The sequence below is a fragment of the Companilactobacillus allii genome (assembly GCF_001971585.1).
Classification (GTDB): Bacteria; Bacillota; Bacilli; order Lactobacillales; family Lactobacillaceae; genus Companilactobacillus; species Companilactobacillus allii.
In genome coordinates, this window is record NZ_CP019323.1 from 2,348,012 (window position 1) to 2,368,731 (window position 20,720).

Sequence of the window (20,720 nt, forward strand, 5' to 3'; positions counted from 1 at the left end):
TAAGCCTAAAAGGCCAGTATTTACATGCGTAAATACTGGCCTTTTAGGCTTATAAACGAAAACTGAACGTGTTTTGTCACACTCTCTAAAATATATTAAACATTCCTATAATCTTAATCACAACAATCGCCAGCAACATACTTAATGCGGCATGAACCATAAACAAAATTGAAAATGACGTGAATTCAAGTAAGTAATTATTTAAAGTATCCATCTTACCCAATAAAATAAACACATTACCAATTACAAATTGAACAACTACCCAAGGTAGTATTCCTTTATTTACTGTTTGAAAATCAGCATCACTCAAATCATATCCAGTACTAGCAATCATGATTGTTAGTACTAAATACAATAAGATCATCGACCAAGTTCCGTTTGTATATGACGTCTTAAGATTATTCAAGACCAATTCTGTAATACCACTGAGTGTAATATCTGTATTTGAACCTAAACCACTAAAGCTTAAACGTGCATTCAGCATTATTTTTTGTAACAAATATAACACTATCGAACACATATAATAAGGAGCCAATCCAATGAAAAAATTACCTAATCGTTGATAAATATTCTTTTCATTCCATGTATGCTCGACTGATCCAAGAGAGCCCGAGTTGCGATAATTAAAATTCAATAACTGGACCTTTTTCACATTATGACCAAATATAAAAGCAAAAATGGCATGTCCTAATTCATGAATAATCACACCAAGACCACCAACGACCAACTGGCTATTATTTCCCAAATTATTAACCAAAACACTCTTTGCCACATGACCAAACCATGATACTAATCTGGCTGTCAAATATGGCACCAATGTGAAGGCCACGATTATTTCTAAGATCCATTTCAGATAATCACTCAAAAGAACTCTCCTTCACAATGTAGATTTTAAATTAAACATCATACTGTGTCTCTCTTACAGCAGCATTTAATAGATCATAAGGTGTCTTCATCTTTTCTCCATCCCATGAGGCAATACCAACAACAAGTGAAATAGCCATTGTTGATAAGTCTGGATTATTCTTAAGACGCTCATCGAATCCTTCTTTTACACGATTAGTTGCAATTGTTGTACCATCAGCATTTGAGAACAATAAAATGGCCCATGTAGGATCATCATTATTAACCAAATAAATAATATCGTTGATTCTTGTCTTGTCCTTAATGGCATCTGTTGTCATCTGCAATAATGATTGCACTTGGTGTTCACTCATCATACGACGAATATCATTATAATATCCAATTTTTATAACAGCCGTAGTAACTGGTAACTGAAATCGTTTGTTTGTTTCAGCATAGACTGCTGTATCTTCCATATAAGCAACTGTAGTACGAAGATGCGTTTGCTCATCAAAGGCACCTTGTTCGACCATCGCCGTACGTAATTCAGCGTTGGCATCTTGCAATTTCAATTGATTATATGTCATACAATAAAGCGTCAAACAAAGAAGAATTGGAATCACCATCCAAAATGCTAACTGCCAATGAATCGTACTTCCCTTGGCGACGTATTGATATACCATTATTGTTGCCTGCATGGCAATAAATAATATATTGGCAATTAAACTCGGCATGATACCGAAGAAATACGTCAGCATCAACAAAGCTACTGTTCCAAACAAATAAATAACATTTAACAATACCTGACCCGATAGTGACATTAAAATGGCTGTGGCACTGAACAAAACCAGAAACATTAATAAGCCAACATCGGCTAACAAAGAAGTCCGTTGATCTTTATTTCCCATGCTTGTGACCTCCGCTCATCAATCCTTGTTTTCTCATTACTAAGAATACAGCCGCACCGATTATGATAATAGCTACTAAAGCTAAGACTAAATAAATTATCAATTGCGTATTATTACTAATCAGTTGCTTAGTAGTCAATGACTTATCAATTGCTTTATTCTTCTTAAAGCGATATCCATAATGTGTATTATTCGTATCAACTACAATACCATCCCCAGAATATTGTTGTATATTAGCTTGAAAGTTGATTTGTGTTGAAGCCAAATATACAGCATTATCGTTAGCACCAGTAACAACCAACATTCCTCTTTTGTCATTATAAGGAGAACGTAACAGTTGTGCTGTACCTATAGTCTTACCATAATTATGTTCGATACTTAACTTTTCATTTGAAATTATTCTACTAAAATTCTTAGAATATTTAAAGTATAATTTTGAATTCAATGACTTGATCATAGCATTATTCTTAGGCGTACCAATAACGATAACGTTCTTATTCTTCAGCACATTTTTACTTGGCATTTTAGAATAAAATTGAATATTACCAGTATTACTCTTTGAAAAATTACCAATTAGATTGAATACATTGGTCAAAGTTTTGAAATCATCGTCACTTAATTTATTGGGAGCAACTACAGCAATATTATCGTATGTCTGATTATTTATAAATAATGTTGGGTAGTTACTGAATAATAAGTCATTACTACGCTTAGACTTAACATACATCTTTGATTGCGTATCTACTTCGGCCCAAGGTGTTTGACTGTTGTCAGAACTATTTTGATCTTCCATTTCTAGATCAAAACCAACACTAACAGTAAAACTATTGCCAAGGTCCAATCCTCTTGGAACTTTGACAGTCAAAGTATCATTATCAGCACGAACTGAACTTAACTTCTTACTTCCCAGTGTTGTGCCATTGATCTTAATTGTAACTAGCGATCGATGGAAGTTAAGGTTTTTGCTATAACGGAATTTCAAATAAACTTCGGAACCATCGGCGTTGGTACGATCATTTGGCAAACTAACCAAATAGTCACTTTCACGATGCCCAGCACCAGTAATAGTATCAATTGATGAAGTCAAAGTTTTGACACCATTGTCATGCAATGAAGATGTAAACGTTGCTGTTGAATCAGTGATATATTCTGTACTCTGTGTAGATTCTTTCATCAACTCAGCATTAGCAACGAATCTAGCCGCCTTTTTTAATAACGACCCAGTATTTGCGGTTACGATCAGATACCGTTTACCACCGTTATAATAGGTCTTGATCACACCACGACCATTGATTTCTTCAGATGAAATTTGCTTTTTGAATTCTGAGGCTAAGTGATTGTATTTGGCAATAACCATTACATAATCACCATCTGAAGAGTTTATCTTATCCATTTTTACAACCGGAATCTGGTCATTTACAGTAGTAATAACACGAGATTCACCGGCCAATGCGATCATACTTGCTGTAAGTTCGTAAGGAGTTGGATCATTGGCTGTAGCGATTCTTGATCTAGCATAAGAGATCGTGTCCTGCCCTGAAAAGTGATCATAAAAGGAGTCGATAGTATCATCGGCATCTTTTAAGTCGTACTCAAAATTAACATTTGAGCCCTTTTCAATCGTCAACCAATTGGCTGGTGTCTGGGCCAACTGATAATTATCATTATTATCAGAACTCAGAATTTGCCCTTCAATTTGAAGTTTGTTACTACCGCCCAACAACTTAACAGGCACAGTAATCGTCTTAGATTGCGTACCTGTTTTTTTGGATGGTCTAAACGAATAGAATTTCACACCATTCAGTGAAACCGTTATATCAGACATATCACGAGTTGCTAATTGAGAAACTTGAAAGTTGAAATTAAAGGTAACTTTTTTAACATCCCAATAATCCATCTTTGTCAGATACATATTTGATTCTACTGAACGTCCAGATAACGTCGTAGTACTATTTTGAAATTGTTGTGTATAAGTTTGCATGTCCGCAGCAGATACATTCGTAGTCGTAACCATATTGCCAAATAACACTGCTACAACAAAACATGTTACAAATAACAACTTATTGATAACGTTTTGTTTTATACCATTTTGCTTGTTTATGAAATACTTGTTCACGAATATACCCCACCATTCCGTAGGCTGCCACTGCAAGCCACATTTGACTATATACCAAGTACATAAATACAATTAATAATAAATTACTAAAGGTCAATTCCCCACGCTCAGTTGTTATCGTTACAAACGTACTTATAACAAACATTAAAACTGCAAATAACCATAGTGAATTACTGAATCCTTGCAAATCTGAATGTGCTAACCCAGCTACTGACAATATAAATACTGAGTCTGACAATATTAATGAAGTCATCAATAAAAAGTATATTGATAAGAAGTATAGCAAATCAAATCTGATTCGACGACCTTCTTTTTTGAACAACAAATGTGCGTTCTTAACAACAACATAAATATTTCCCTTTACCCAACGAGTACGTTGATGAAACCAAACGTCCAATGTTTGTGGCTCTTGTTCCCAAGTAACAGCCTTAGGCTGAAACCTAATACGATAGCCCATCTCATATACTCTAAAACTTATTTCTGTATCCTCAGCTAATGCTTTAACATCCCAGCCACCAACTTTTTCAATAACACTTCTACGAATTACATAGTTAGTTCCCGGAATAGTACACAGATTGAACAATTGTTGACGACCAGCTTGTGCCATCCATTGAAACGATAAAGTCTCAATATTGATGAATCTTGTTAACAAAGTGGCCATCTTATTACGGGTTCTAAATTTACCAATAACCGCTGCAGCCTTGTCATCTTGTAATAACTCAGCTACTAGAACTCTTAAAGCCTGATGTTCTGGAGTGTTGTCAGCATCATAAATAGAAATAATACTACCTTTAGCTTGTTTCAGTCCGATGTTTAAAGCATTGGACTTGCCTTTACCACCATTAGTCTTATCAGTATTGATAACTTTTAATCTTTCATGTGGAAACTTATCCTGTAGATTGGCCAATAATTGTGCTGAATTATCATCCGAATTGTCATTAATAATAATGATTTCATATCTATCTTGAGGATAATCAAAAGATAACAACGACAAAACCGTCTTAACAATTACCACACCTTCGTTATGCGCAGGAACAAGAATTGAAACGAATGGAGCTTTCTTGGGTAATTTAGGGGCTGGTTTATTAACGTTTCTTAAATACCAAGTATATCCAGCGATAGTTAATATCAAATTGACCACTAACGTTCCCCAAATCGCTATAACTGCTATAAACAAAAATATATCTAGAATTGAAATCTCTATCACTTCCTCTTATTAAATCTATTCCAATAAATCCTTCTACCTATTAATATGAAGACTATTAATATAATTGCAACTATTATAAATAAAATTGTTAAAACATTACCCTGAATATTGAAATAATTACTCAATACTGGCTTAGTTTTAATGGTCTCATTGAATATCTTCGACGAATCGGCCGTACCAATCTCTTCTTGCTTACCGTTAACAAAATAATTACTGTCTTTAAACGATACCGTAGAAGTTCCAGTCGTAATTGAGGTCGACATACTCGTTGACATCGGATCGAACCACGAGAATTTCAACTTATTAACTTGTTTCTCAAAATCAACTAATCCCTTACTTGAATTGGGCATTGGGATAGTTACAGCGCTAGGAGTTGAAAATCTAGTCTCTTCAGTTTTTTTAACACTATTAAGTGATGAAGCTGATATTGCAAAAAAACTCTGCTTAGCCGCCTTTGCATCATCATCTTCACTAACGTAGACGACTTGCTTATTAGGAAGCAATATCCAATGATCCGCCTTAATCAAAAAGTTCTGACGTAGAACTTTATCCTGATTCCAAAATCCTTCAGAACTGATTCCAATCGGATAAACTTGTCCTTTAGCCAAACTTACCACATAACTCGTTAGCCGCTGGCGCAAATCATTCCCACTATCAACACCGGGACCACCAATTTCTGGAGACCTTATAAAAATGACTCCTCCACGGTTCTCGATATTTCTTAACACTGCCGTAAATTTACTAAAAGCTTTCATTTCTGTATTTTTGGATACCGTTGTAGTACTAATTGCAAACGGAATACTATTCTCATAACAAAACTTACTTAATTGATCAAGAATCTTTAAATCACTAACCGGTGTTACATCGGTAATTGTCAATAATGGTTGATAACTTCCAGCACGATTAAATAACTTGGCAATCATTTCTGTCGCCGTAATCAGACTCAATCCCTTAGAATCAAAATACGGCAAAAATCCATAATTGCCATTAATTACTCCATACCCATAGATCTTGGCATTTTCTTGTTGGGTACTCAAAGTACCGATCTGTTGTGATCCACTAGGCAAATCTTGTAAAACATCTATCGTTTCACTAAACGGTAACACCTGGCTAGTGTTCTTATTTTTTAAAATCAATTGTTGTTGATACAGCCGAGTCGACTTAGCTCCAAGCTGTGTTTTCTCCTCACTAGTCAGCTCATCTCCAATATGAAGTTTGATTCCCGAAAATTTGGATCTATCTTTGATAAATGTCTTATTAGTTAAACCAACTTGTTTCCAATTGATCATAGTGATTACACCAACATACTTCTTCGTTAACATGCCAGATTTATAATCATTTTGAGACAATGTTTTAACCTGTAGATTCATACTGGTTAAACTGCGTTGTAATGCATCAACTTTTACATCGTATTGATCAGTCGTGTTTTTTGAATCATAGACCAGCATCACCTTGTTTGAAGTCGCGGCTTCAGCTTTAACTAATTGCGTGCTGAACACATAAAATAGCAACGGCAGACAAAGAAGACTCACTAACTTACTTAGTTTATTTAGCCTCATCCAAGAACTCCTCTCTTGGGGACGTATCCCATAATCGATGATGTAAAACATCCGAAATAAACAAGACAAACATCAAATCAAGACTAAGTGGAGTCATGAATATATGCTTAGCCAAATCGGCATCACCATCACCAACAATAGCAATAATGGGTACGAAGAATACGATCGTACATAGCCCAAAGACTAGAAAGAATCTCACTACTCCATGCGGTCTTTTCTCTCTTAAGTCCATATATAATCCAACACTATAACAGCTGATCAAACCGATCAACAACATGATAATAAACGCAAACTTTCCTGGGAAAAATGCTCCCATAAATTGACTATAGGTTGTAAAATATCGAAGCTGTTTACTAGGCTTGTGACTGCTGGGAATATAATCACCAACTGCCTTTACCTGTGTGATCATAATATCTTGTGAAGCTAGATCCATCAGTACTCCGAATTGCTTAGGATTATGAGCATAATATTTCAATGTCCAACCAATACCATTATTAGGCAATAATTTCTTTTGAATGACGCCATTATCTACTTTTATAACCGTGTAAGTTTTGGGATAATAATCTTCCTCTCGCAACAACGCAAACTGCTCATCCATCCCCTGTTTTTCGATTTTCTTACTAGGATCACCAGTATCCATCAAAACACCATGTGTGAATGACTGATATTGATTAACATCATTAAACTCTTTTTTGATAGCGGTATATGTGAATACACCTGTACCCATCAAAACAAACATACCCAGCATAATGGCAAATCTTCTCGCCCTAAAATGTGGCAAAAACATCATACCGATCGAAACAGCTGAAAAACTTAATGCCAGTGGCGCATTCTGTGATTTATCAGTAATCAGCAATATTATACTGACAAAAAACAAAGTGATCATAGGCCAATTTCTCTTATAACTTCCCTTTGCCAGTAACATTATTGCCGCAAAACCATACAGCATAAAAATATACATAACTGGTTCAGCAAAAAATGAATTGAAATACAGTGTAAACGATGAATCAGCAAAAACTAATACTACTAGAAGTGCTACCATATAGCTTCTAACTCGCTTATATGGATAAACAAATGACTTAGTCAACAAATAAATTGCGCCTAAATAAAAAACATAATAAACCGCACCCAAAAATCTTATATCAAAGAATTTGGTACTATAAAATATTTTATTAAAAAACAATGCTATCTGAATAAAAATAGTCTGTGATGAAAAAGCTATCATCCCATTTTCATTAAAATATTGATAGATTCCAAATTTTGTCACAACATAATCAATTGTGGACGTATGATCATAAGGCAATCTATAAATGCTGTTGGTTAACATTGCACGATAAAAGTCACCATTGTCAGCATATCCATGTATTGGTGAGACAAACAATAAAACACCACTTATAATTGCCGCCAATATTGTTGCTAGTAATGCTGGTGAAATATAATCACTGAATTTTACCAACAATTTTTTTGTAATTATTTTCAAGTTAATCTACCTCAATATTTTGAAGCTATCAAACCATACAAGTTATTGAATGAATATGCCTGTTTCAAATGCTTAACACCTAAGGCTCCATAAATAGGTGAACTATCATCAGTAACTTGGGAACTCCACATTATTTTCATAGTATACTTATACATTTTCTCATTTTTAGCATTGGCAAAAATCATGGCAGCCAGTGCATAACTACCAGTTGATTGATCCTTATCAACAACACTTCCATTGATAGTGTATGTATTGTAAAGTTTGCGTTGTTTAACTTGTCTTTCTAGCCAATTCAATGTAACCTTTTTAACTTTTCCAACTTCAGATAGGTGCAAAACCGTCTCTAAAGCCTCTGAAGTATTCAAATCCTTACTACTATAACTACCTTGTCCCCAATCATAACTGGAAGAATATAGCGGGAAGGCATCCCCCAAATAACCATTTTGAACAACCTTTAATTGTTTCTTATAATACTTTTTCTCTTTAGACGAAGTAGATTCAAAATACTTCAAAGTTTTAAAGTCATAGTAGGCCAATGAACCGGTAGAACTAGACTTCTTAGCCTTGGTATCATAAAAATCAACCAATTTACCATTTGGAATAGAACCAGATTTGAGCTTAGCAAATCTAGTAGCAGCCTCTTTTTTGTACTTACTGCTCTTAGTAGCTTGCGCGTACATTTGAAGTGAACGAATAATTCTTAAATCATCTAATGTTGCATTAACGTTAGACTTCTTCTTAGTATTTGGATCATAACGATAACTAAATTGGTCACCTTGATCAAAGGTATTTTTTGTTTGTTTATAAAATTCTCTAAACTTCTTATATTGTTTTGTATAAACCAGATACTCAAGCCATAATCCAGAAGATTCAGATAACATCTCGTGTCCAGTAGCAACATTACTTTGGTTCTTGGTCTCTTTATAGTTGGTATAGATACCTTCTTTAGTCAACATCTTATTAGTAACGAATTTATACAACAATTTATTTTGAGTCGAATAGTCACCATAGTTACTGCTGTTCAAAAAATTACTTGTACTCATGTCTGGTTCACTAACTTTTACGTCACTTTTTTTACTACATCCAGCCAAGACAATCGTTGGTAAAATCATTAATAAAATCAATATCTTTTTCATAAAAACACTACTTCCCCCTATTCGACATCTACCATCCATTGTATTACATATCGTAAATATTATCCTTTTAATTATAAAAGCCCAGAACTAAGAATACCACTCAGTTCTAGGCTTTTTATAATTATTTTAATATTATTTATTCCACAAAAAATCACCCATAATTCGATCCACTTTGGGGTTCTCATGTAACATGCTGTGTTCTCCCATGTAGCCTGTGATTTTAACCTGACGATAACTCTTGTAACGACCACGCAGAATATATTTAATTGAACGTGCTGAAACAGTCGAGACGCGTCCATCAGTATTAGTCCCATTTGACAAATTGCCATAAAAATTAAGTATTTTTACTTGTTTATAAGGATAATTCTTACGCAATTTTAATGCATGTTGATAATCATACGTGATATATGCTGGACGGCCACTTTTCATAAACCAATTGGAATTAGGCTTATCTTTGATCCCAGCAATTCCATCATAATGTCCGGCGATATCAACTTGTTTATTCAATTGTGGAAGATTCTTATCTTTTCCATAATTCAACATATAATACAACAACGTCATATTCCCCATTGAATGTGCCACTGCATTGAACTTTGTTACACCGTAATTCTGCTTCAATTGCGTCATGATCTCATGTAACCAACCACTTGTAACATTGAAGTTAGTATTCATATTATCTTTGAAAACAACTTGTACGATTGGTCTGTAAGTAGACTTATCCATAGTACCAAAAAAATGTGGAACTCCCTGTCTATCAACAACTACCAATAATGCTCGAGTTGCATGAAAATGTGTCTGGGCAAAATTTATCATATCATCTGTTGAACGTGCCCCTGCTCCATGGCCATGCAAATATATTGTTGGAATATAGTCACTAGAAGCAGCCTGCACATTAGTAGGTTTGCTGACATTAAAAATCGCCAGAAAGGCAATTATAGCGATGAACACTTTTAACTTTTTCAAATTACTGCTCCTCTGGTAATTCATTATATATTTAAATATTAATATTGTTCGCATAAATTATCTAAAGAATCGAATCCAGATTAATAGACGTCCTGTCTGTTTTTAATTGAAAAAATTAATAGAAGCAAAATAGTAGAGCAATATTCCGTGATATGTCATCATAATAGTGACAAATCCTTTGATTAGTAGGTGATTTCATGAAAATACCAAAAAATAGACATAAATTACCAGTTATCTTTATTGCTATAGCACTAATCTTTCCATTGATTGGAATCGAAAAAGCCAAGTTTTCAGGACGAAAGTCCTAAAGACTTGGCTCTTTTATTTTTTACGCCAAAACGTATCACAATCTTTTTTATCTTCAATATTAAACTCAATAATTTCTTTCAACAGATCATAATCAACTTCTTGATCAAAACCTATTCGAAACATCCTTGTTCCATGCGTGTATCCAGAACCTTCAGCTTTTGAAACAAACAAATTCATCCATTTTTCTTCAGGTGCCACTGAAATATGTTTATTAGCCACACTAAAACCAATAATAAATGTTCCGTGGTCAGTGAACATAGGCTGTTTCCAAGCAAAACGTTTTTTCAAATTGGGAAATGTAAAACTCACCCAATTGATTATATCAGCCATACGTTTACGATGTGATTCATCCTCAATATTGAGTAAGAAATCTTCAAATTCATCCATATCTTCTCTCCGATAAATACAATTTCTTTTAGTATATCAGTTATCATCACACATACTATGGTAAATTTTTCTTCATCGGTTCAGTGTAACCATTGATAATTTTATAAACAAATACATAATCATTATTTACTGGTTCAATAAGTAACGGAACACTATCTGATAATGAAGTATTATCGCGTCTCTTCTTTAAAAGCATCAATAATGTTAACAGTAATACCGATGCAGAAACCATCAAACTGAACTTTTGAATGAAGGTATTCTCATATTGAACTTTGACAGTACCACTACCAACTAGCTCAATGGTAGTCAATCCATTACTAGATATTCTAGGCGTCGTTGAACTACCAGTATTACCATAAACTTCTGATTGATAACCCTTGTAATAGATCAATGGTAATTGTACTTTTGAGGTTTTACCATGCGTATTAAAGTTAAAGGCAATGTATTGACGATTAATAGTTGAGTTACTTATTTTTACATTGGATTTATTATATTTTATCAGTCTGTCTTTATGATCTAATACCTCAGGATAACTAACTTCACTAGGTAAATATTCATGACCCGCTCCAATAAAGAAACTATCAACTTTATTGAATTGTTGATAACTCTCTAATTTATCGGGCGATTCAGCCAATGTTTGTTGACTGAGACCTGCCGTAACGATAGATAGTAACGCGACAAATCCATAAATAACATATTGATTCCTGAATAAGTTCAAATCATCATTTGCCAATAAATAAGCCACGATTAAAGAAATAACCGAGAAGAATCTCCATGGGAATTGAATCATAGCAAAAATTGAATGACTAAAGATTCCCCATGGAAATAGATTAGTACATGCAATGAAAAATACCAACGCTATCAAGGTCAAATCAAGATTCCTTCGATGTATCAGATTATAAATAGCATAAACTGCTAATCCCAAAAAGATAATTGCACCAAGATTCACTGTATTTGCGTGAAATACTTGATTGGTCAATGAATTCAATATCAAATTTTTCATCGGCAATATCTCATTGGTTACTTTGATCAATGGATCGGTAGTAAGAGCGTACTTTTGCCCTTGCATTTGTTCCAATATAGGCAAATAAACAGCCGCACTAATACCTATCGTGAGTCCTGCTGCTTTTACAATTGCCAAGATACGTTTTTTGTTCCAAAAAATTCTGATGTTCAATAATACAAACAACGAAGCAAATACAATGATCATAAATAACGAAATTGTGTGTGAACAAGAAATCCCAATCATCGCAAACGCCAAAACATACCACTGTTTGACATTACCACGTTTAAGATTAATCAGTTCAGACAGGACTAATGGAAAGAACATCGCTCCCATTAATTCACCGAGATCTTGACGACTGAATAAAGTCTGTAATCTATAAGCATTGAAAGTGTAAATCAACGTGAATAATAAGGCTTTATTGGGTGAAAGACTCATTCTTTTTCCAGCAATAAAACCAATCCACAAGGTAACAAAGTTAATCATTACTAACGTAAATAAATAAGAAAATACCGGCGTTGCACCAATAACTCGCAATAATGCGGCTGGATATAAGAATAAATCAGGATAGAACAGACTGGAAGCATAACCATATCCACCTATAAAGTGTCCATCGACCTTGGGCCAGAAATTAAGATGTTTGATAGAGCTTGCTAAAGTTTCAATACGATCAAGGTGATAATGAAAATCCCCTGTCGCAAAAACATATCCATAGTGCCAATCGATTATTCCAATCAGTGCAATACTAATAAATAAGAACAACAATAAGATAAGATACTTTTCTTTAACTAACTTCTTCATAATTATTCAACACCTAATATTCATTCATTTTGAATAAATATTAACTATTAAGTCACAGGTAATCCAATAATTTGATACTAGTTAATTTTTTAAAAAACGTATGTATCCCTTGGTATGACTGAATTATATTAATTTCCAGATACAAAGGTTATACAATATGTCTCAAACTTCCAATATTTTTTGATTATTAAAAACGAATTATTACTTTACCTTTAGGGTGTCCGTTATTAACTAAATTTAGAGCTTGGTTAACATCAGCCAATTTAAAACTAGTTGGATCAATTGCTGGTTGAATTTTTTCATCTTCAACAATTTGAGTTATCTTTTTCAGTTGAGTTCCGTCACTTCTAACAAAGATAAAGTGATATTCAACGCCGACACGATTAGCTTTCCTATCAATACCACTACCTGCAACTGAAAATAACAAAGTTTTTAATGATGAATAATTCCTATTTTTAGCAAATAATTTATTGGGTCCCATTTTTAAAGAGAGTAATTTTCCGTTTTTCTTTATTATTCCTAATTCATGATTCAATTCACTTTGTCCTACTGTATCTATCACATAATCAACTGACTTTGAAGTTTCCCAATAATTTTCTTTACGATAATCAAAATATTGACTGACTCCCATCTTAATAAGGGAGTCTTTAGAACGAGCATTTCCACTGACTATAATCTCTAATCCCATTTGTTTAGCGATTGGGATTGCCATTTGACCAAAAGAACCCGATCCACCCGGTATCATGATACTTTGTCCTGGTTGTGCCTTTAGTTCTTCATTCAATACTTGATATGCTGTTAATCCAGTTAGTGGAACAGCAGCACTTTGGACAAAATTTAAATTAGTCGGTTTAAGCGCAATTGCGTGATAATCTATTGCGACATATTCTGCAAAAGCTCCAATTTTATCCAATGGCAATCGTGAATAGATTTCATCGCCAACTTTAAAATCGACAACCTTCTTACCAACTGAAGTAATGACACCTGAAAGTTCATTACCCATAATTAATGGCATTGAGTAATTTTGAATTAATTTGACGCTACCTGTTCCAACCAATATGTCCAATGGATTTACAGCGGCGGCCTTAACCTTTACTAGAACTTCATTTTCATTTGGTGTAGGAGTCGGTACATCCCTAATCACCAGTTGAAATTTTTTGTCATATTTTAATAATTGTGCTGCTTGCATATTTATGTATTCTCCTTTGAGAATCTTCAAGTAACTTTATTCTAAATTAGTAACTTTGCATAGTATAATTTTTAAAGTTACAAAAGTCAAATAAAGTTACCTAATATAATAAAAGAGATCAAATGAATTCAATTAATGAACTCATTTGATCTCTTTTAGTTATCTTGAAGTGTCGCAGCAATATCAACTTCACGAATATTTACTTCCTGTGGCATTTCATACATAAACTTTACAGTTTCTGCCACGTGTTTTGGATCCAATGTGATTCCGCCCATTGATTGTTTCCACTGCTCATATTCATCTAGAGCATCATGATCAGTTACATGAGTTAATAATTCCGTTTCAGCGGCTCCGGGAGCTACTAACATCACACGAACATTTTCTCCGGCAACTTCTTGTCTAATTGTTTCGCTTAAACCATGAACTCCATATTTACTTGCAACGTACGCAGCATGATTTTGAAACGCCTTAAATCCGGCAATCGATGAAATGTTGATAATGGTTCCATGATGACTTGCTTTCATTTCTGGCAACACTATCTGCATTCCGTTCAATACACCCATGACATTGGTATCAAGCATCGTTTGCCATTCTTTAGAAGACTGCTTCCAAACGTTACCTAACAACATTATGCCGGCATTATTTATTAATAAATCAGTTGGGCCAAAGACTTTTTCTGCAGACTTAATTGCCTCAGATAATTCACTTTGATCCGTCACATCAGCATGTTTGATCATTACGTTACCAGTTAAATGTAATTCTTCAATTTTTTCTGTTCGACGACCCAATAATAGTAGTGGATAATCATTTTCATTGAACAATCTTGCCATAGCAGCTCCAAATCCAGAACTTGCTCCAGTTATAACTATTAGCTTTTTCATTTCATATACCCTCTTTATAATCTATAGCTCATTTGACGACTTCGGTTTATTATTATAAGCTGTACAGATTATTTTCCTAGTACGCACTTTTAGGTTACTAGGTGTCAGGAGCAATACAAATGTACGAAAATGAATTCGATGCAACCATGCAATTGATTCGAGGTAAGTGGAAAATACGCCTTATCTACGAGCTAGACTCCAATCCACATTCTAGATTTAATAATTTACAACGTAACTTAAAGACCATCACGCACAAAATCCTGGCCGAACAGATCCAACAAATGATTGACGACAATTTAGTTGAACGACACGACTTTCATGAACAACCATTACATGTTGAATATAACTTAACAAAAAAGGGCAAATCATTGGTCCCTGTCGTGGACGTTATCTGTGATTGGGGATTAGAAAATATTGATCACTTAAAATTAAGAGAAACTCTTTGTAATTGATTATCAATCAAAAATAGTCTCCCAATCTTTACTATCGTGACACTTAAATGCGACCTCTAAATCTTCAGGTAAATTTCTGTTTAATGATAAGTTCAACTCTAAAGCTTCTTTTAATGTGAAATACTGTGCATCATCAGTTTCTGAATTATCCACTTTTGACAATAACTTGTCATTTTCTGGTACACATTCAACGAAGTTCTTGTAAATATAACTCAAATTCTTTTTTGAATAATTATGCTTTTGCATATCTATGACCGCAATCAATCGCTTAGGAGATACTTTGATTCCTGCTTCTTCTTGGGTCTCTTTGGTGGCAATTTCACCAATGGAATACCCTATATCTGCCCAACCACCTGGGATCGACCAAGTATTGCCACGTTTTTCATTCACCAACAGAATTTTCCCATCGTCATTAAATGTGACCGCTCGAACATCAACTTTGGGTGTAACATATCCATTATCTGAATCAAAGAATATATTCAATTGTTCATGTGTTGCCCCAGTTAGTTTAGCTGTCAGTTTCTTAGCTACTTCTTCTAACTGTTCGTAACGCTCAGAATCGAAAACGTCCTTGGAATAATGTTTACCTGACTGTGCTATAGCTTGTAATTGCTGAATTAACAACTCTAAATCATCCATACCTAACACTCCTTTAAGCCAAATAATAAAGTCACTGTGAATTTTTCCACAGTGACTTTATTTATATCAAATATTAGTAAATTGCGTAATTTGCACCTTTAGCAAAGTATGTGATCTTCTCTTCATAATCTTTACCATTTTTGATGACACCCAGAGTTCTAGCAATTTGTGTGTCATCTTTAAGTCGTCCAAATAAATAACTGAATGAATAATTCTTATCAAGTAAATTATAAGTTCTCAATACAAGGTTCTTTGAATAATCATCTTTGTCTACTTCTTTATCAGAATTAATATCTGTATATAATTCTGATAAGACTTTCTTTGCTTCTGTATTGTCTGTCATTTTCATAATATATACCTACTTTTTATTTTTTTACTGTCCATTAACTGTTTTATCAACTGAAATACTAGTGATATATTTTTGATCCATACTCTCGATTTGCTTATATAACTCTTTACCTTCATCAGTTAATTTGAAATCATCAAACAATGATAAACGGCCCAAGTCTGACTCTAAAGAAATAAGTGTCCTACCACCTAAATCGCTAGAATCATCTAATTCTCTATACACATCCACGATAGCTTTACCAGCAGTTTTGTTACTGATTAAAGACATGTCCAGGGTTTCGTACAATTTTGAAAGAATCACCTTCAATTCTTCCAAATCTTCTAACTTCAATGATCTTCACCTGCCAATCATCTTCTGATTTGTATGCAATCATACAACATAGCTTTTTCTATGTCTATACTTATGATAACGCTTTCTGTATAAATCTTAAATGGTACTTAATACTTTCATTAAAAAAGGTTGTAGCAAACTTCATTTCTACTCAAATTGGCGGTGAAAACGTGTAAAAATGCACAATTTCTTCCGCTTAATAAAAATAATTCCGATATTCACTTTCGTGAATACCGAAATTATTTACGTTAATGCTCGGAAATTACCCGTACATTTTTACACTCTGATTAACTACTAAAAATCTCTAAAATAACTTTTCTACTAACCAGTCACAAACGAAATCAATGATTTCTGGTTGATACCACTCAATAGTCGCATGATCAGCACCTTCAACGACTACCTTATCAACTGGAACATCATCTTCTTTGAGACGACTTTCCATTTCCTCAGCCTGATATTTTGAAACAATCGTATCACTATCTCCATGCATCAATAAAAATGGTTCCAATCCTTTTTTAACGTGATCAATTGGACTAGCAAATTTAGCATTTTCCTCAACATCTGAAATAGCATGTGCTGTATCTTCTCCAAAAGAAACACCATTGACTAATAGAGCTTCTGTTGAAGTAGTGGATTTATGAAAGTCGGTATCAATACCCTTACCTATCGTCAACAAATTAGAAATCCCATATAATGACACTACCGCTGAAACAGTAGTATTCACAACTTCGCCAGTGTCAGGCATATATTCACTCTTTTCAGCAGTTGTTCCAAGAAATTGAGCTAGATATCCACCCGCAGAATCACCCATTACAGCGATTTTTTCTGGATCGATCCCATATTTCTTCGCATTATTTCGAATATAGCCTAATGCATTTTTACCGTCATTCAAGATACCAGGAAATGCGTCCGGTACTACCCGATATTCAGCCGCTGCAACAACGATTCCACGTTGTGCAATAGCAGTACGCATCTGAATGAACTTGTGATAATTGGCGGATGTAAAACCACCACCTGGGAAATAAATTACCGCTGGCTTGGCGACATCAGTATCTGGTACAAGTAATGACATATGCATTTCTCTTATAGTGTCATTTTCTTTTATCTGTGAATAAGCTATATCGTGATACTCATTGATTTTTGGAACTGTAACTTTTACCTTCATAATAACCTCTCCTTTTTGATCATTGTTCTTCAATCCCATGTGCTTTGAAATTATGCTTCAAACTAGGCCAGATCAACTTGTCAGCTTCGGCGATGATAACACCATTCAATAGAATTGAAAATAACGTACCAACATTGACCGCATAAATGGAACGTGTAGCAATAAATGCGATAAGTACAATTATAATCGGTGGTACAAAATCGATTATTTGTGCAGCTGTAGAATTACCCTTCAAATACATGAATCTCAATATATTCGTTGTATCATCATTAGGATGCATAACAATATTTGCTCGTTGATACAGGGATATAGCAACACAAAAACACGCTACACCAGTAAATGACAGAATCGTTCTAATAAGCATTGGTAACTGTTGAACACCAAGTGTCGTTAACAAATTAGTGAATACATCTACAAAATAACTGAAAAATGTAATATATAATACTTCGGCAACAAAACGCTTAACATCAAGTCTTTTTATAAGAATCAAATTAGTTGTGGCATTTAAAACACCAAATATGAACAGCATGACACCAACGTTTATACCCAGCCACTCGTTCAAATTAACAGCTGCTGCGGTCCAAATCCCACTACCCATATTGGAAGTAATGCATAATCCATTTCCAAACGCATTTAATATCAAACCAACGATCAATGCGATAATTCTGGTTTGTAATGAATTCTTGATAAGATCCACTCCCTTTAAAATTAATTGTACAGTTCATCTTATCACGTTAACGACTGGTACAATTACTTCATTTCATACAAATAACCGATATTTACGTAAGAAAGTAAATATCGGCTATTTGCATTAGACTCAAAAATCGAGCATATCATATTATTTTTTAGTGCTTAATTATACGAATTCCAATTAAACCTAATAATGAAACTAATGAAAAACTGGCTAAAGTAGTATAAAAGGCAGTCTGTCCATTACTAGTCTGTGGTAAAAGTCCTTGGTCAGCCGCAGTTTGTCCAGCAGTTTTATCTACATCAGTATCATCAGATTTTTTATCTGTAGCAGTTGTATTTGAAGTGGTTGATGGACTACTACTATTGTCAACTGTCGTAGTCGATGGTAAAAGACCACTTTGCTGAGTAGTTTCTGAATTAGAATCATTATCATTAGTATTCAAAAGCGTAGGCTCATCACTAGACTTAGTAGCACTAGTGGAGTCAGCGGTTTGACTAGGCTCATTATCCACAGTTTCTGAGGATGTGTCCTTTTCGTTGGAATCATCAGATTCAGAAGTTACAACTTCGGCACTAGCAGCGTTGGTCACACTCTTTGGATCATCATTGCCTGTGATCACATCTTGCTTAGCTGAACTAGCCTTGCAAACATAGACTACTGTTCCACCAGTCCCTGATAACGAGCCATTTGCTGGAAGACTATCAGCACCCATCTTCACAAAAGTATATCCATCAATACTCAATTGTTTAGTGGTGTAATTAAGATAGTTGACGTCAGTTTGATCATTTGAATGTGTAGCCTCAGTTCCTGTAGCGATTTCATTGCCGTCGGTATCAACGTACTTAACTTTGACATCCCCAACAACAACTTTACCCTGTAACTCAATCAATCCATTTTCATCAACATCGTTACTAAAGTTATAGCTAGTATTCTCTTTAGGATCAACTGTAACCGTTACATCTTCCTCACCAATATCAGACTGTCCATCAGTAAAATGTGCTACAACCCTATTGCTAATACTATCACCCAAAATATCCGGTAACTTAACTGAACCATCATACCAATAAGTATTAGTAGTACTTGATAATGTAGTTTTCACCTGATTGCTTGTCGTAGTTTGCTCATCTGCATGTGCAATTACAGGCTGAGATTCATATACTCCAAATCCTAATACCCACAACCCCATTGACAGTATTGCGTATTTCTTGAAATTCATAACCAAAACTCCCTCTCCGTAAAGTCAGTAAAAATTTACATTACATTTAAATTGTAATGGCTATGTTTGAAGTAATTATGAAGTTTACGATTACATTTTGATTACTAATATATTTCAATTTTTTTATTTGTTACTTAAGGTAGGACTACAACCTTACCAAAACTGTGATTACCTTGCAGATAGGAATGTGCCTGTGATACTTCTTTTAGACTGAATACTTTGGTCGGTTCTACATCGATATGCTTAACTTCTATTAATTCAATCAATTTATTTAATAGGTTAATATCAACATCTCCAGAGTAAAACGATGTCAGATAACAATTATTAGGTATCTCCATTATTGGATCAAATTCATCTAACGTCCAAACTCCTCCCAATTGTCCAGTTGAACTGACGATTCCATATTCATTCAACATCTTCAAAGAATCAGGAACAGTCTTAGGCCCCATCAGATCCAATATTTTATCGAACTTCTCACTAGTAACTAATGTTCCGTTATCATCTTGAATAACATTATCAACACCAATCTTTACTAACAGATCAGACTTATTAAGGTTTCTAGTTGTGCTAGTTACATTGATATTACCCATAGCTTTAGCCAGTTTGGCCGCTGAAACTCCAACTCCACTAGTACCTGCACGGATCAACAAGTGATCACCATCATGAAGTTGTAAGCCAGTTAGAGAACCAAATGCAGTGTAAAAAGTCTCTGGAATAGCAGCAAGCTTTGCCCAATCAAGATCTGAATCAATAGGGAAAATCTGCTTATTGGGAACTAATACATACTCAGCATAACTGCCATCATAATTACGTCCCATTTCTCCCATAAAAGTCATGACCTTTTGACCAACTTTTAAGTTGACATCAGTCGAATCAGAAATCACACCTACAGCTTCAATTCCTAGAATTCTAGGAAATTTTACATCTGGTGACTTACCTTCACGAGTGAATATTTCAGAATGATTGATACCAAATCCCTTAACCTCAATCAGACTCCATCCCTTTTTGACCTTTGGTGTTGGCACTTTAGTATATTTCAAAACCTCAGGACCACCGGGATTTTCTACAACGACTGCATTCATAATATACCTTC

20 protein-coding genes are annotated in these 20,720 nt (G+C 34.4%); 1 reads left to right on the forward strand and 19 read right to left on the reverse strand.

All coding sequences use genetic code 11. From position 1 onward, the window contains the following. Positions 1-85 precede the first annotated feature (85 nt). From BTM29_RS11665 to BTM29_RS11720, 12 genes are all read right to left on the reverse strand, one after another. Positions 86-865: a hypothetical protein gene (locus tag BTM29_RS11665; RefSeq protein ID WP_076618095.1), complete on the reverse strand. Its 780-nt coding sequence runs from the start codon at positions 863-865 to the stop codon at positions 86-88. A gap of 31 nt (positions 866-896) precedes the next feature. Next, positions 897-1,751 carry a GGDEF domain-containing protein gene (locus BTM29_RS11670; RefSeq protein WP_076618100.1) on the reverse strand — a complete coding sequence of 285 codons (855 nt, stop codon included), beginning with the start codon at positions 1,749-1,751 and terminating at the stop codon, positions 897-899. After that, a complete protein-coding gene (locus BTM29_RS11675; protein WP_076618961.1) occupies positions 1,741-3,765 on the reverse strand; it encodes a cellulose biosynthesis cyclic di-GMP-binding regulatory protein BcsB in 2,025 nt (674 codons plus the stop codon). Before BTM29_RS11675 ends, BTM29_RS11670 begins: the two co-directional genes overlap by 11 nt. A gap of 46 nt (positions 3,766-3,811) precedes the next feature. Further along, positions 3,812-5,065: a glycosyltransferase family 2 protein gene (locus BTM29_RS11680; protein ID WP_192844214.1), complete on the reverse strand. Its 1,254-nt coding sequence runs from the start codon at positions 5,063-5,065 to the stop codon at positions 3,812-3,814. 5 nt (positions 5,066-5,070) lie between these two features. Then, complete coding sequence (locus BTM29_RS11685) at positions 5,071-6,633, reverse strand: hypothetical protein (RefSeq protein WP_076618108.1); 1,563 nt, start codon at positions 6,631-6,633, stop codon at positions 5,071-5,073. Further along, entirely contained in the window at positions 6,620-8,113 is a 1,494-nt protein-coding gene (gene wsfD / locus BTM29_RS11690; RefSeq protein WP_192844192.1) for a glycan biosynthesis hexose transferase WsfD, read from the reverse strand. The genes BTM29_RS11685 and wsfD overlap by 14 nt, the downstream gene beginning before the upstream one ends. 11 nt (positions 8,114-8,124) lie before the next feature. Continuing rightward, a complete protein-coding gene (locus BTM29_RS11695) occupies positions 8,125-9,249 on the reverse strand; it encodes a hypothetical protein (RefSeq protein WP_076618112.1) in 1,125 nt (374 codons plus the stop codon). Between the two features lie 132 nt (positions 9,250-9,381). Beyond that, complete coding sequence (locus tag BTM29_RS11700; protein WP_157886454.1) at positions 9,382-10,212, reverse strand: alpha/beta hydrolase; 831 nt, start codon at positions 10,210-10,212, stop codon at positions 9,382-9,384. Between the two features lie 321 nt (positions 10,213-10,533). Next, positions 10,534-10,908, reverse strand: a complete 375-nt coding sequence (locus tag BTM29_RS11705; protein WP_076618117.1) for an iron chaperone — start codon at positions 10,906-10,908, stop codon at positions 10,534-10,536. Between the two features lie 55 nt (positions 10,909-10,963). Further along, positions 10,964-12,712 (reverse strand): YfhO family protein, encoded by a 1,749-nt coding sequence (locus BTM29_RS11710; protein WP_076618120.1) that lies wholly within the window; start codon positions 12,710-12,712, stop codon positions 10,964-10,966. Between the two features lie 187 nt (positions 12,713-12,899). After that, positions 12,900-13,901, reverse strand: coding sequence for an NADP-dependent oxidoreductase (locus BTM29_RS11715; protein ID WP_076618124.1), 1,002 nt, complete (start codon positions 13,899-13,901; stop codon positions 12,900-12,902). A gap of 155 nt (positions 13,902-14,056) precedes the next feature. Further along, positions 14,057-14,782 (reverse strand): SDR family oxidoreductase, encoded by a 726-nt coding sequence (locus BTM29_RS11720; RefSeq protein ID WP_076618129.1) that lies wholly within the window; start codon positions 14,780-14,782, stop codon positions 14,057-14,059. Between the two features lie 119 nt (positions 14,783-14,901). Between BTM29_RS11720 and BTM29_RS11725 the strand changes: the two genes are divergently transcribed. After that, positions 14,902-15,234: a winged helix-turn-helix transcriptional regulator gene (locus BTM29_RS11725; RefSeq protein WP_076618134.1), complete on the forward strand. Its 333-nt coding sequence runs from the start codon at positions 14,902-14,904 to the stop codon at positions 15,232-15,234. 3 nt (positions 15,235-15,237) lie between these two features. Here the strand turns inward: BTM29_RS11725 and BTM29_RS11730 are convergent, their stop codons facing one another. The 7 genes from BTM29_RS11730 to BTM29_RS11760 all read right to left on the reverse strand — a co-directional run bounded on the left by BTM29_RS11730 (position 15,238) and on the right by BTM29_RS11760 (position 20,709). Beyond that, positions 15,238-15,873: an NUDIX hydrolase gene (locus BTM29_RS11730; RefSeq protein ID WP_076618139.1), complete on the reverse strand. Its 636-nt coding sequence runs from the start codon at positions 15,871-15,873 to the stop codon at positions 15,238-15,240. Between the two features lie 73 nt (positions 15,874-15,946). Further along, on the reverse strand, positions 15,947-16,222 hold the full coding sequence (locus BTM29_RS11735) for a hypothetical protein (protein WP_076618142.1): 276 nt from the start codon (positions 16,220-16,222) through the stop codon (positions 15,947-15,949). Between the two features lie 24 nt (positions 16,223-16,246). After that, positions 16,247-16,552 carry a hypothetical protein gene (locus BTM29_RS11740; RefSeq protein WP_076618146.1) on the reverse strand — a complete coding sequence of 102 codons (306 nt, stop codon included), beginning with the start codon at positions 16,550-16,552 and terminating at the stop codon, positions 16,247-16,249. Positions 16,553-16,856: 304 nt separating this feature from the next. After that, complete coding sequence (locus BTM29_RS11745) at positions 16,857-17,717, reverse strand: alpha/beta hydrolase (protein WP_157886455.1); 861 nt, start codon at positions 17,715-17,717, stop codon at positions 16,857-16,859. Positions 17,718-17,736: 19 nt separating this feature from the next. Then, positions 17,737-18,369 carry a DUF6198 family protein gene (locus BTM29_RS11750; protein ID WP_076618970.1) on the reverse strand — a complete coding sequence of 211 codons (633 nt, stop codon included), beginning with the start codon at positions 18,367-18,369 and terminating at the stop codon, positions 17,737-17,739. Positions 18,370-18,562: 193 nt separating this feature from the next. Next, positions 18,563-19,627 (reverse strand): MucBP domain-containing protein, encoded by a 1,065-nt coding sequence (locus tag BTM29_RS11755; protein WP_076618154.1) that lies wholly within the window; start codon positions 19,625-19,627, stop codon positions 18,563-18,565. A 134-nt stretch (positions 19,628-19,761) separates the two neighbouring features. Then, a complete protein-coding gene (locus tag BTM29_RS11760; RefSeq protein ID WP_076618158.1) occupies positions 19,762-20,709 on the reverse strand; it encodes a zinc-binding alcohol dehydrogenase family protein in 948 nt (315 codons plus the stop codon). Between the last annotated feature and the right edge of the window lie 11 nt (positions 20,710-20,720).